Source organism: Streptomyces sp. NPDC006174 (assembly GCF_040614075.1).
Taxonomy (GTDB): Bacteria; Actinomycetota; Actinomycetes; order Streptomycetales; family Streptomycetaceae; genus Streptomyces.
Genome location: NZ_JBEXTJ010000004.1, coordinates 227,484 through 239,954, shown reverse-complemented (window position 1 = coordinate 239,954; position 12,471 = coordinate 227,484). Strand labels below are relative to the sequence as shown.

The window sequence follows — 12,471 nt, the reverse complement described above, 5'->3', positions numbered from 1 at the left end:
AGGACGTGCTCCTTCACATGTGCGGCGGCGGTGCGAGGGTGAAGTCCGCCGGTCCGGTGGGAGGTTGGGTGCGCCAGCCTCGGTCCGACGCGGCCTCGGCGAAGCGCGGGCAGCCGAAGTAGCCGAAGGCGGCCGGGGCGTTGGGGATGAGGCCGGAGACGAGGACGCGGGCGACGCGCAGCGGGGTTTCGGCGATGTCCTCGGTGGTCAGGTCGACCGTGATCACGCGGTGGCCGCCGGCGGCGAGCGCCGCGTCCAGAGCGGACCGGCTGCCGGACGCGATCTCGGTGACGGGGACGACACCTCCGGACGGTTCGGTGAAGCGGCGGGCCAGCGGGGCCATACGCTCGTCGAGCCAGACCTGCACATGGGCGCCGAGATCGCGTACGGCGGCGAACTGCGGTCCGCAGTCGTCGAGATAGCGCCGGTCGGCCCGGTGCTCCAGGTACAGGCCCCGCGCGAAGAGACCGGCTTCCACCGAGCGGTGGACCCACCCGTCCGCCTCCACCGCGCCCTGCGTGAACACCCAGGTGTGCACCGCCTCCAGCACCGCCTTACGGGCCGCCTCCGCCGGGTCGTACCGGCAGGCGAACCCGGCGGCGTGGATGCCTCGGCGACGATCGTGGACCAGGGCGGCCATGCAGGGAGCGAACTCGGAGGGCATCTCCACGATGTGGACGTCCAGTTCGGCACCGGTCAGGTCTTCGGTGAGGCCGGGAACGCTCGCCGGGTCGATGCCCCGGGCCGGTCCGTCCAGGTGCCACCACAGCTCCAGCGCGTCGCGCTCGACGACTTCGAGCAGCCCTCGCCCGACGGCGTCGTCGAAGCCCTGGCCGGTGGCTATGCCGGCGTAGTTGAGGTGATGAGTGCGTGGAAGTGAACGCAGCTCGCCTTGCCGCCAGTTGAGGTACGTGAGCGCGACGGGCGCCCAGCAGGGCCGGCCGTTCTCGGTGGCCGGCGTCCACAAGGCCGGTGTATCGGGCGTGAGTTCGATGTACGGGAAGCGCGTGCGCTCGTGCTGCCAGGAGGCGTACGAGGGAACCGAACCGGGTCCGTACAGCCGCAGGCCTTCCGCCTCCAGCTCGGCGGCCGTGGCCCGGCGCGGTGCGGCGGGATGGCCGGGCGGCGGCACGCGGTTGCCGCAGTAGCGTTCCACGGCCTCGGCGACGGCGGCGATCCAGGCGCCTTGGGAGTCGCCGAAGGTGGTGCCGAGCGAGACCCGGTCGGCGGGCCAGGCGCCGAGGCGCCGGGCGTCGGCGACCTCGGCGGTCATCGCGGTGTAGCGGGGCGGCGCTCCGGCCGGGTGCTCGACGGGCTCGACACCGCGGATCAACCCGCAGACGGGATCGACCAGGGCTTCGATGGGCAAGGTGCTGGTCAACGGCATATCTCCGGTACGGGCTCGACGTAGCGACGCCGGGCGACGACGGTCAGGTGCAGGGCGCTTCCCGGGGACCTGACCGCTCTGCGGGACGGGGCGAGGCGGATGGCGGTCACCGGGTTCTCGCCGGTGTGCGGGTTGCGGGCGTGGGCGGGGAAGTGGTGTCCGGCGATCTCCGCGCGCAGCCGGGTCCCGGCGGGCAGCCGGCGGCCCAGGGTGCCGAGCGGAACGGTGATCTCGACAGCCTCGCCGGGCGGATCGGCGCGCCGGACGATGCCGAAGGCGAGCGGGTCCGCGCGGCCGGCCGGGTCGAGCGCGGTGACGCGTACGGCCCAGTCGGCGGCGGGCGTGTCGGCGGTGGCGTGGAACCGGGCGGAGGCGGGTCCGGCCAGGTCGAGCGGGCGGGGCAGGGGTGGCGAGAGGAGGAGGCAGCGGTCGGCGGGGATGCCGGGGGTGGAAGGCGGGACGGTCAGGTCGTCGGAGCGCACGGGTCGGTCCGGGTCCACGGTGAACTCGGCTCCGTGCAGCATCCGTAGACCGGTGGGAGCACCGAAGGGCCAGGCAACGGTGCGCGTTGAGGCCCCGTCTGCGGCTTGCTTCCCCACCGCGTGCCAACGGCCACTGCCACCCAAGGTGATGACCCCGCGCCGCTCCCGCGCCAGCCGTCCGGCGAGGGCGGCGCGGGCCCACCGTACGTACAGCGCACCGAGGTTGACGCGGTCGGCGGCCGACTCCGTTAGGTCCGCGGTGAGGCGGTGGCCCCATGGGCCGAGCAGCAGGCGCGCCGGTCCGCCCCAGCCGCGCCACAGCGCCACGGTGTCCTCGGCGAACGGGTCGCGGGTGCCGCCGACGGCGAGGAGCGGGAGGCGGGAGGCGGAGCCGCGCCGGACGATCCTGCCGCGCACGCGGTCGTCCCAGAGGCCGGGCCAGGAAGGCAAAGGGCGGCTCAGGTGGTCGGGCAGGCGGGTGAGCGGGAGGTGTTCCAGGAGCCGGGGGTTCTCGGCGAGCGCTTGGGCCAGCGCGTCGGGAGCGGAGTCGGGGCGGTCGCCGTGTGCGGCCCACCAGCCGGCGCGGGCCCCGAGCCGTTCGGGTCCCGCTGGTTCGCGGGCGGTGTCGGCGAGGCCGAGCGCGGGGACGGCGGCGATGACGGCGTCCGGACGGCCGTCGCCGGGTGCGCCGAGCGCGGTGACGAGGGCGCAGTGGGCGGCGTAGGAGGAGCCGACCGCGACGACCCGGCCACCGCCGCTCCACGGCTGCTCGCGCACCCAGGCGATGGTCGCGGCGCCGTCGCTCTCCTCGTGGTCCCGGTAAGGGTGCCAGAGGCCGGGCGAGCCGTGCCGGCCGCGTACGTCCTGGGCGAGGGCGGCGAATCCGTGGGCCACCCAGCCGCGCAGCTCGGCGCGGTGGGCGGTGCGGCCGTAGGGGGTGCGGATGACGACGGCGGGGTGGGGGCCCGGTGTGGCCGGCAGGCAGAGGTCGGTGGCGAGCGGGACGCCGTCGGGGGCGGGGATGTGGACGGTCTGGGTGTCGGCCGGAGAGTTCGTCACCGCGTTCGCCGGAATGCTGGTCGCCGTGTTCACGGCGCGGTCCGTGTGATGGGGGCGGGCAGCGGGGCGACCTTCGGTACGGGGAGGACGGGATGTTCGGTGACCGTGAGGTGGCGGAGGTCGATCCGGCGCAGTCGGCGGCGGGCAGGCAGGGCGGGCCCTCGGTGCGGTTCACCGGTCGCCCAGGCGATCAGGTCGGCGGTGAGCAGTGCGGCGATCAGGGCGGCGGACGGTTCGGTGGGGTGCGGTCCGGTGTCGGGGGTGCGGTGGCCGGCCCAGTAGGCGGCGAGTTCGCCGTGAGCGGCCGTTGCCGCGAGTCTGCGCAGGCGTACGTGGGCGGATGTGACGTCGCCGGGCTCGGAAGCGAGGGGTTCGATCCAGGCGTGGGCGCCTTCGCGGTGGCAGCGCAGCCAGGCGGTGTGCCGGACGGGCAGCCGGTCAGCGGTGTCCCAGAGGCCGGTCGGAACGGGTGAGTCGAGGCACCAGACCACGGCCGTGTCCCGCTCCCCCGCGAGTGCCGCCACGCCGTCGGCGGTGGCGAAGTGGACCTCGGCCCCTTCCGCCGCGGCGAACCGGGAGAGCGGCTCGGTGAGGACGGGGTCGCCAAGGAGGTGGACCGTCCGTCCGGCGAGCGGTGGGCGACGGGGCTCGGTCACCGCGTGTCCGGCCTGCTCGAACGCCGAGACCAGAAGGTCGAGTTCCTCCGACGACGTCCGCCGATCCTCCACTGTCAGCCGCTCGATCAGCTGCTCCGGGCCGATGCTCCCGGTGTTGATGCGCAGGAACTCCCCGTCGGAGGTGCGGAGTACGGGCCGGCCACCGGGCACGGTGACGATCCCGGCACCGGGAGCGAGTCGACTGCGGTTCACGGGGGCCTCCGGAGGGCGTGGTGGTACGTGGGGTGAGCGGGTCGTGCGAACGGGACGGGCCCGTCCGGGAGTTCGTCCGGACGGGCCCGCCACGCGAGGAGCGGGAGCCTGCCTCAGCGGCAGGTGCCGCTTACTTCTCGTCCGCGGTGTCGGCCTCGACGGCGTCGTCGAAGGGGTTCTCGACGAGGGCGTTCGAGTGGGTGGCGGAGAGGTGGGCGAGCTGGCCCTGTTCGGCGATCGGGCTGAACACCTTGTTCTGCTCCATGAGTTGAAGCCTCCATTCGGATCGGTTGGTTGGTTGCGACGCTGTTCCTTGCCGCACCACAGACACTAATGAATATGGTTTTCATTTCGCAATAGCTGGAGTGGGTCGAGAGGGTGATCTGGGTAACAGACGGGCCAGCCACCCTCGGAATCCGTCCCCACCCGCCCCTGCACACCGAGCACTTCGGCCAGCAGCTTCTCCGTGACCACCTCACCGGGAGGGCCGTCGGCGGCGACACGTCCTTCGCGCAGTGCGACGATCCGGTCGGCGAACCGTGCCGCGTGGTTGAGGTCGTGCAGGACCATCACGACGGTGAGCCGCCGTTCGGTGCGCAGCCGTACGACGGTCTGGAGCACCTCCAGTTGGTGCCGCAGATCGAGATAGGTGGTCGGCTCGTCCAGGAAGAGGAGCGGCGCGTCCTGGGCCAACGCCATCGCGAGGCGCACCCGTTGGCGCTCGCCACCCGACAGCGCGTCCACCGGCCGGTCCGCCCAGCCGCTGACGCCGACATCGGCGAGGGCCCGGGCGGTCACGGCGTCGTCACCGTCCCGCAGCATCCCGAGCGGGCCCCGGGTGGCGTAACGGCCCTGGCGGACCAACTGCCGTACGGTCAGCGCCGGTACGGCCGGTGCCGACTGGTGGAGCAGCGCCACCCGGCGAGCCGCGGCCCGTCTGGGCAGGCGTGCCGCGTCGTCCCCGCCGAGCAGGACCCGGCCCCCGGTCGGAGTGAGCAGGCCGGCGGCGAGCTTGAGGAAGGTGCTCTTGCCGCAGCCGTTCAGGCCGATGAGCGCGACGAGTTCGCCCGCTCCGATACGCAGGTCGATCCCGCGGAGCACCTCGCGCCCCGGATAGCCGAAGCCGAGCCGCTCCGCCCGGACCACGTCGGGTGGATCCGCCGCGCCGTCCGTCCCGTCGCCGTTCGTCACGTTCGCCGTGACATCCCTTGTCCGTGCTGCCATGTCCGTCTCTCTCCCCGTCATCGTTCGTCCGTCCGTCGCCGCGCCACGACCAGCAGCAGCCCGGCTCCGACGAAGGTGGTCAACGCGCCGACCGGCAAGGTCAGCCGGTCCGCGTCCAGCGCCACCACCAGCAGCCGGGACAGCAATTGGGCCGCCGCGTCCGCTCCGCACACCACCACCGCGCCGAGCAGTGCGGCGCCGGGCAGGGCGATGCGCAGATCAGCCCCGAAGACGGCCAGCGCCAGATGCGGCACCAGCAGCCCAACGAATCCGAGCGCTCCCACGGCCGAGACGGCCCCCGCCGTCAGAGCCACCGCGCACACGAGCGCGGCCGCGCGGCCCCGCCCGGCGTCCAGACCGGCGGCGGACGCCTGCTCGTCGCCGCAGCGCAGCAGGGTCAGCGGAGCGGAGAGCAGCCACGCGGCCGCTCCCCACACCGCCGCCCACGGCCACAGCAGATGCCAGTGAGGCCAGACCCGGCCTTCGGTGGAGCCGATCAACCACTGCACCACGCTGCCGAGTTCGCCCGGAGCCACCAGAAGGACGACGGCGGTGAGGCCGGCGAGGACCGCCGAGACCAGCACACCGTGGACGGCGGTCTGCTCGGGGTCGCCCTTCTCCCGTCCGGCGAGCAGCCAGAGCAGTCCGGCACCCGCGAACCCGCCGAGGCAGGCTGCCACGACGACCGCCGCCGGCGAGTCCCAGCCGGCCAGGCCCAGACCGGTGGCGGCGACCGCGCCGAGAACCGCGCCGGGCGTGACGCCGGTGACCTCGGGCCCGGCCAGCGGATTGCGCAGGGCCGACTGGAGGACGAGCCCGGCGACACCCAGGCTCGCCCCGGCGACCAGCGCCACCAGCAGCCGGGGCAAACGGAGTTGGAGGACGATGTGTTCGGCCATCGGATCGTCGGCCCCGCCGAGGAGTACGGCCCGCACTCCCTCGCCCGTCACGCCTCGCCCCGCGAACAGGTCCGCGCAGGCGACCGCGCAGACCAGGACCGCCAGGGCGCCCATCCGCACAGCCGGTGAGCGCCAGGCCCGCCGGGGTGGTGCGGGCGCCACTTCCAGGACGCTCATCGTTCCGCCTTCCGCTGGAGAGGTACGGGGCCGCCCTGCACCGGCAGGGCGGGCCGGATCGGCCCCCGGCCCTTCGCCGCCCTCCGCCCGCGCTTCAGCAGCACCACTCCGACCGGCACACCGACCAGAGCGGTCCACGCGCCGACGGGCGTCTCGACCGGCGCGAGCGCCAGCCGCGCGGGCTGGTCCGCGCAGAGCACCACGACCGCCCCGCACAGCGCGGACCGGACGAGCCAGCCCGCCGCCCCGCCGTCCGGCTTCAGCCGCCGGGCCAGGTGAGGTGCGAGGAAGCCGACCCAGGCGACCGGGCCGCAGACCGCCACGACCGGAGCGATCAGGACCACGGCGATGGCCAGCGCGGCGACCCGGGCGCGTTCGACACGTACGCCGAGCGCGCGGGCGTCGTCGTCGCCGAGCCGCAGCACGCCGAGCACCGGCACGCAGAGCACGAGCGCGGGCACCGCCACGGCGAGCCAGGGCAGCAGGCCGGTGACGTCGTCCCAGGTGCGGGCGGACAGACTGCCCAGCAGATAGCGGTAGATGAGCTGGAGGTCGAGCTGGTCGGCCATCACCATGAGCACCAGCAGTCCGGCTTGGAGCGCGGCGGCGACGGCGGCCCCCGTCAGCAGTACGGACGACGGACTGCGCCCGAATCCGGCCGCCACCAGCGTGACCAGCCCGCCGAACGCGGCGCCGGCCAGCGCCAGGAAGGGCTGGAGGCCGAGCGGTACGGAGAGGGCGAGCACGAGAGGTGCCGCCACTCCCAGCGCGGCCCCGGAGGAGACGCCGAGCATCTCCGGGACGGCGAGCGGATTACGTAGCGCCTCCTGGAGCACGAGACCCGCGGCGCCCAGGCAGGCACCGGCGACCAGCGCCAACACCAGGCGAGGCAGCCGCAGTTCGGTGACGACGACGCCGGCGAGACCGTCGGATCCGAGGGTGGCGAGGAGCCGGGCCGGCGGGACGTACGGCGTACCGAGGCTGAGCGCGCACACCACGCCGACCACGGCCGCCACCGTCAGACAGACCGGCGCCACGGGCAGCCGCCCGGACGCGGTGCGGCGACCCCTCACCGCAGTGCGGCCGTCGCCTCGTCGAGGACGACGCCCAGGGACCGGGTGCCGCGGCCTTTGGCCCAGACCTCGGAGTCGACCTCGATGACCTTGCCGTTCTTCACCGCCGGGATCCGCGACCAGAGCGGGTTCTTGGCGAGCTTGCCGGAGAGCTTGCCGTCCGGCGCGCCGAAGGAGAGCGTCTCCACGAAGAGGACGTCGACATCCCGGGCGAGAATCTCCTCCAGGCTGTAGGAGCCGTCAACTCCCCTGCTCTTCCAAGGATAGTGGGAGATCTTCGGGAAGAGTCCGGCGGCCACATCGGCCTCCGGAGTGGCCACGCCGAAGTTCTCGTCGCTGCCGAAGATGATCAGCGAGGTCTTGTCGCTCCGGACCTCCTCGGCCTTGGCCAGCCGCGTACGGAACGTCTTCTCCGCCTTCTCGCCCTGTGCCGTACGGCCGGTGAGCGCGGCCAGGTCGCGCAGGTAGCCGACGCTGTCCTCCCAGGAGCCGGGCTGCACGGGCCAGAAGGTGGTGGCGCCCTTCAGTGCGGGAGCGAGCTTGCCGTGGGTGTCCTCCAGACCGATCACCAGGTCGGGCCGGTGGGAGAGGATTGCCTCGACTTCGGGGCTGAGGAAGCCGCCGGGCACAACAGGGACCTTCGCCGCCTTCTCCTTCCCGAGGAACTCGGGATGCGCGAGCACCGCGGAGTTGGTGGCGGTGGGAACCATGCCGAGCTCGACGAGGATGTCGTCGCAGAGGGCGACCAGGCAGACGATCCTCTTCGGCGGCTTCTCCGGCGAGACCGTGACGCCCTTGGCGTCGGTGATCCGGGTGGCGGCCTCGACGGGCCGCACCTCGGTGCTCGTACGGGCCTTGGCCCCGGCCGCCGGTTCGGCGTCGGGCCCTCCTTCGTCGCCCGTCGTACCGCAGCCGGCCAGCAGCCCTCCCAGTACGGCGATCGCGGCCCAGCGGCGGACTCTCAGTGCGGTACGTGGCATCGGCGCGTCCCTCAGATTCTGTACGGCCCCGGGAAGGAGGCAGGTGCGACGGCGGGGCCCCGGGAGCCATCCCCACCACAGAGCGGAACCTTACACATGATTATCATTTCCAATAAAGCTGGCCAAGGCCGCCGCTCTGTCGCCGACCCCATCGACCACTCCCAGGAGCCCTCCATGCCCCACCCTCCTCATCCGTCACCTCGCCTCCTGGTCGCCGACCAAGTCGCCGGGCGCATCAGTCTGTTGGGCCTCCCGGACGGCCGCGAACGGGAGGCTCTCCACCACCGGCACCTCGCCGAGCACGCAGGCTTCCTCGCTCTGCCGGACGACCTGGTCGCCTGTGTGGACGACCGCGCGGGCGAGCTGCTGGTCCTCGATCCGTACGGCCCCGACACCGGCCGGCCGCTGGTCAGGCGCCGCATACCGGTCGCCGTGCCCGCCGAACACCTGGCAGCCGCACCGGACGGTCGCCGCCTCGCGGTGACCACCGGCCTCGGGCGCAACGAGGAGGCCTGGACCGGACTGCTGACGGCCGTGGACCTGGACGCGCCGGACGGCGCCGTCGCCGTGCGCGTACGCGGGCGCACCGGCGAACCGGGCGTGACGGTCCTCGGCGGGCCGTCGCCGCTCGTGGTGCTGCGCCACCGCGAGCCCGGCGAACTCCTGGTCCACCGCCACCACGACCTGATGGCCGCGCCTCCTTCCTGCCCGCCGATCGAGCCCGTCCGGCGCATCGGACTGCCGGACGACGACGGGCACGGCGACGCCTACGACCCGGTCACCGGACGGGTGTTCGCGGCGGCGGGCTCGGGCGTGCACCGCGTCCGGCACGACGGCGAGGGACTCACGCCCGAGCCTCCGCTGCTGTGGGCCGCCGACGGACGTACGGGAGGCCGCGGCTATTACCTGCGGCTCGATCCCGTACGGCGCAGTCTCTGGTCCTGCGTACGCGGCGGGCCCACCGCGCCGGGTCGGTGGCCGGAGTGGACCAACGACGCCTGGTGGCACCAGCTCGACACGGAGACCACGGGACGACTGGAGCTGGGCCCCGGACTGGTGTTCCGACTCGCCGTGACCGCCCGGCACATCGCGTACTCCCGGGTCCATCCGGACGGCGACGAGCTGATCCTGCTCGCCGCACCGACCAGCCCCGGAGCCCGGCCGCACATCACCGCCCGCCTCCCGCTGCCAGCGATGGCCGGTGCGCCCCGGCGTGGCGGCACCCCGTGGGACGGTGTCCAGCGGCGGGCCATCGCCGCCTCTTCCGGCGCCGGATCGGTCGCGGTCAGCCGAGGCGGCCACGGCGAGGTCCATGTCTTCGACGCCGACCGCGCGGAGCAGGTCACCACCCTCACCCTTCCGACCTCGCTCGACGACGGCGGCCATCTGGCGCTGATCACGCCTGGCGACGGCGCGCACGCCGACCCGGTAGGACGGTGACCGGCGACCTCACGGATCATCATTTGGAAACGACTTCCATTTCCGTATACGGTCGGCGCCACCGACCGGCCGCTACCTCCAGGAGAGACCCATGGCAGTTCCGAAGCGGAAGATGTCCCGCAGCAACACCCGCCACCGCCGCGCCCAGTGGAAGGCCACGACGCCTCAGCTGGCCCCGGTGACGGTCGACGGCACGGTTCACCAGGTGCCGCAGCGGCTGGTGAAGGCGTACGAGCGCGGCCTGCTGCGACCGGAGGGCTGAGCCGGCAGAGTAGAGAGAAGGGCGGGTGGTGGCGCGGCTCGATCGCCGCGCCACCACCCGCCCTCTGTGCGCTCAGGCCCTTGTCACCAGGAGGACTTGGTCACTCCGGGCAGGAATCCGGCGTGCGCCTGTTCGCGCATCCGGACCCGGGAGAGGCCGAAGGTGCGCAGATAGCCCCGCGGCCGGCCGTCGACGCTGTCGCGGTTGCGCACCCGCGTGGCACTGGCGTCGCGCGGCTGGCGCCTCAACTCCGCCAGCGCAGCAGCGCGTTCGGCCGCCGGAGTTCCGGGGCGGCGGATGATCTCCTTCAGTTCGGCCCGGCGGGCCGCGTACCGCTCGACGATCACCTTGCGCTTCTCGTTCTGCGCGATCTTGCTCTTCTTCGCCATCAGACCTTCCCTCCCCGTGCGCGGATGCGCGCGACCGCCGCTTCGATGCCGATCACGTCGATCGTCTTGATCGCCCGGGCGCTGAGGGTCAGCCGCACATGGCGTCCCTCACCGGGAAGCCAGTACCGCTTGCGCTGGATGTTCGGGTCGAACCGGCGTGACGTACGGCGGTGGGAGTGGGAAATGGCGTTGCCGAATCCCGGCTGCGAGCCGGTCAGTTGGCAGTGGGCGGACACGGGCGTTACCTGCCTCTCATCGATGCGTCCATTATTGAAAATGGAAACCATTGCCATATAGTAGCGCCCATGGCTCGCAACGACGTACGCCCGGTCATCAAGCTCCGCTCCACCGCGGGGACCGGCTACACCTATGTCACCCGTAAGAACCGCCGGAACGACCCCGACCGCATGGTGCTGCGCAAGTACGACCCGGTCGCTCGTCGGCATGTCGACTTCCGCGAGGAGCGCTGAGGGCCCTCCCTCTCCGGCCCGTCCCGCAGCAACCCCGACCGCTAGGACCCGCTCATGAAGCCCGGAATCCACCCCGCCTACGGCCCCGTCGTCTTCCGCGACAAGGCCGCCGACTTCGCCTTCCTCACCCGCTCCACGCTGACCAGCGACAGGACCGTGGAGTGGGAGGACGGCCGCACCTACCCGGTCGTCGACGTGGAGATCTCCTCCGCGAGCCACCCCTTCTACACCGGCACCGCCCGCGTCCTGGACACCGCGGGCCGCGTCGAGCGCTTCGAGCGCCGCTACGGTCGCGGTGAGGCCCGGTGACGGCGGAGGAGCGGCGGAAACTGCCTGTCGTCATCGTCTGCGGGCTGCACGCCGAGGCCCGCCGCGAGGTGGTGGAGGAGCTGCTCGCCAAGGTTTCGTACAGTGTCGCGCTGCACCACGACCTCTCCACGGCGACCGGCGGCACGGTATGCCGCACTCTGCGCGATGCCACCGGCCTCCTGTCCGCCGGCGAGACACCCCTGGTCAACGACTGCGCGTGCTGCGCGCTGCGCGAGGATCTGGTCCCCGAGCTGCAACGGCTCGCGGACGGCGGGCTGACCCGGCTGGCCGTGCTGGAGCTCTGGGACTCCGTGGAGCCGAAGTCGATGGCCGAGGTCATCGCGGTCCACGGTGCCGACAGCTTCGAGGTCACCAATGTGATCACCGCGGTCGATCCCACGCTCGTCCTGCCGTGTCTCACCAACGGCGACGACCTGGCGGAGGCCGGCCTCGCGGCGGCGCCCGCCGACCGGCGGACGATCGGCGACACCTGGGCCCGGCAGGTGGAGTACGCTCCCGTGCTCGCCCTGGCCGACAACCCGGCGGCCGACGACGAGGACCGTGCGCTGATCCGTCAGATGAACCCGATGGCACGTCAGATCGCTTGCGATGCACTTGAGTTGGCGGACATCGCCGTCGCCGGGTTCGATGTGCGGGCGGCGGCCGCCGGCCAGCATCCTGCCTGTGCGCTGCTGCCGCAGGAGGCGGAGGAGGCCGGAGTCTCCACGCTCGTCTGGCGGCGCCACCGCCCTTTCCATCCCGAGCGCCTCTACGACGCGCTGGAGGACCTGTGCTGCGTGGCGGCCCGTAGCCGGGGCCGGTTCTGGCTCGCGGACCGGCCCGACACGCTGCTCTCCTGGGACGCGGCGGGCGGCGCGCTCTGTGTGGAGAACACCGGCCCCTGGCTCGCCTCCCTGCCGGACGCGGCCTGGTCCATGGTGGAGCCTTACCGGCGGGCCGCCGCCGCGCTGGACTGGCATCCCGAGCACGGCGACCGCTGCCAGCACCTGGTCTTCGTCTCCCCCGGCCTCGACCGCGACGGGCTGACCCAGCTGCTGGAGTCGTGCCTGCTCAGCGACGAGGAGTTCCGGGCGGGACGGGAGGCGTGGAAGAGCCTGCCCGCCGCCTTCGACGCGCTCCTCGACCCGGTGTGAACCGGAAAGCCGTCCCGTACCCCCTCAACCATCCCGACAAGGAACTCCCATGGCACGCAAGCAGGACCCCCGCAAGCCCCTCAAGGCCCGCCCGAACCCGCTGGACGCGGCGGGGATCACGTACATCGACTACAAGGACACCGATCTGCTGCGGAAGTTCGTCTCCGATCGCGGCAAGATCCGCAGCCGCAGGGTGAGCCGGGTCAGCGCCCAGCAGCAGCGGCAGCTCGCGGCGGCCATCAAGAACGCCCGGGAGATGGCGCTGCTGCCGTACACCGGTTCCGGCAGGTAGCCGGG

At 72.9% G+C, this 12,471-nt stretch carries 16 protein-coding genes; 6 read left to right on the top strand and 10 right to left on the bottom strand.

The annotated features are described in order from the left end of the window. Positions 1-13: 13 nt before the first annotated feature. From ABZ267_RS11115 to ABZ267_RS11080, 8 genes are all read right to left on the bottom strand, one after another. Positions 14-1,381, bottom strand: coding sequence for a YcaO-like family protein (locus ABZ267_RS11115; protein WP_356753221.1), 1,368 nt, complete (start codon positions 1,379-1,381; stop codon positions 14-16). Continuing rightward, positions 1,378-2,928, bottom strand: coding sequence for a CocE/NonD family hydrolase (locus ABZ267_RS11110; RefSeq protein WP_356753437.1), 1,551 nt, complete (start codon positions 2,926-2,928; stop codon positions 1,378-1,380). Before ABZ267_RS11110 ends, ABZ267_RS11115 begins: the two co-directional genes overlap by 4 nt. Before the next feature lie 29 nt (positions 2,929-2,957). Next, a complete protein-coding gene (locus ABZ267_RS11105) occupies positions 2,958-3,797 on the bottom strand; it encodes a hypothetical protein (protein WP_356753219.1) in 840 nt (279 codons plus the stop codon). A 130-nt stretch (positions 3,798-3,927) separates the two neighbouring features. Then, the gene (amiA, locus tag ABZ267_RS11100; protein WP_356753217.1) at positions 3,928-4,062 is read right to left on the bottom strand and encodes a streptamidine family RiPP; all 135 of its coding nucleotides are present in this window, start codon (positions 4,060-4,062) and stop codon (positions 3,928-3,930) included. A gap of 65 nt (positions 4,063-4,127) precedes the next feature. Then, complete coding sequence (locus ABZ267_RS11095; RefSeq protein WP_356753215.1) at positions 4,128-5,021, bottom strand: ABC transporter ATP-binding protein; 894 nt, start codon at positions 5,019-5,021, stop codon at positions 4,128-4,130. 17 nt (positions 5,022-5,038) lie between these two features. Further along, positions 5,039-6,097 carry an iron ABC transporter permease gene (locus tag ABZ267_RS11090; protein WP_356753213.1) on the bottom strand — a complete coding sequence of 353 codons (1,059 nt, stop codon included), beginning with the start codon at positions 6,095-6,097 and terminating at the stop codon, positions 5,039-5,041. After that, positions 6,094-7,134, bottom strand: a complete 1,041-nt coding sequence (locus ABZ267_RS11085; RefSeq protein ID WP_356753435.1) for an iron ABC transporter permease — start codon at positions 7,132-7,134, stop codon at positions 6,094-6,096. The genes ABZ267_RS11090 and ABZ267_RS11085 overlap by 4 nt, the downstream gene beginning before the upstream one ends. Positions 7,135-7,166: 32 nt before the next feature. Beyond that, entirely contained in the window at positions 7,167-8,150 is a 984-nt protein-coding gene (locus tag ABZ267_RS11080) for an ABC transporter substrate-binding protein (RefSeq protein ID WP_356753211.1), read from the bottom strand. Positions 8,151-8,324: 174 nt separating this feature from the next. Here ABZ267_RS11080 and ABZ267_RS11075 point away from each other — a divergent pair, with 174 nt between their 5' ends. Together ABZ267_RS11075 and rpmF are read left to right on the top strand one after the other, a co-directional pair. After that, positions 8,325-9,590 carry a hypothetical protein gene (locus tag ABZ267_RS11075; protein ID WP_356753209.1) on the top strand — a complete coding sequence of 422 codons (1,266 nt, stop codon included), beginning with the start codon at positions 8,325-8,327 and terminating at the stop codon, positions 9,588-9,590. Positions 9,591-9,681: 91 nt separating this feature from the next. Further along, the gene (gene rpmF / locus ABZ267_RS11070; RefSeq protein ID WP_356753207.1) at positions 9,682-9,852 is read left to right on the top strand and encodes a 50S ribosomal protein L32; all 171 of its coding nucleotides are present in this window, start codon (positions 9,682-9,684) and stop codon (positions 9,850-9,852) included. Between the two features lie 83 nt (positions 9,853-9,935). Here the strand turns inward: rpmF and rpsN are convergent, their stop codons facing one another. Together rpsN and rpmB are read right to left on the bottom strand one after the other, a co-directional pair. Next, positions 9,936-10,241: a 30S ribosomal protein S14 gene (rpsN, locus tag ABZ267_RS11065; RefSeq protein WP_356753205.1), complete on the bottom strand. Its 306-nt coding sequence runs from the start codon at positions 10,239-10,241 to the stop codon at positions 9,936-9,938. After that, positions 10,241-10,477, bottom strand: coding sequence for a 50S ribosomal protein L28 (rpmB, locus tag ABZ267_RS11060; protein ID WP_356753203.1), 237 nt, complete (start codon positions 10,475-10,477; stop codon positions 10,241-10,243). Before rpmB ends, rpsN begins: the two co-directional genes overlap by 1 nt. Before the next feature lie 69 nt (positions 10,478-10,546). Here rpmB and rpmG point away from each other — a divergent pair, with 69 nt between their 5' ends. From rpmG to rpsR, 4 genes are read left to right on the top strand one after another with little or no spacing between them, the layout of a single operon-like run. Next, a complete protein-coding gene (gene rpmG / locus ABZ267_RS11055) occupies positions 10,547-10,711 on the top strand; it encodes a 50S ribosomal protein L33 (protein WP_018487565.1) in 165 nt (54 codons plus the stop codon). Between the two features lie 54 nt (positions 10,712-10,765). Further along, positions 10,766-11,020: a type B 50S ribosomal protein L31 gene (locus ABZ267_RS11050; protein WP_028417931.1), complete on the top strand. Its 255-nt coding sequence runs from the start codon at positions 10,766-10,768 to the stop codon at positions 11,018-11,020. Next, positions 11,017-12,174: a GTP-binding protein gene (locus ABZ267_RS11045; RefSeq protein ID WP_356753200.1), complete on the top strand. Its 1,158-nt coding sequence runs from the start codon at positions 11,017-11,019 to the stop codon at positions 12,172-12,174. Before ABZ267_RS11050 ends, ABZ267_RS11045 begins: the two co-directional genes overlap by 4 nt. Positions 12,175-12,223: 49 nt before the next feature. Continuing rightward, positions 12,224-12,466, top strand: coding sequence for a 30S ribosomal protein S18 (gene rpsR, locus ABZ267_RS11040; protein WP_356753198.1), 243 nt, complete (start codon positions 12,224-12,226; stop codon positions 12,464-12,466). Positions 12,467-12,471: the final 5 nt, after the last annotated feature.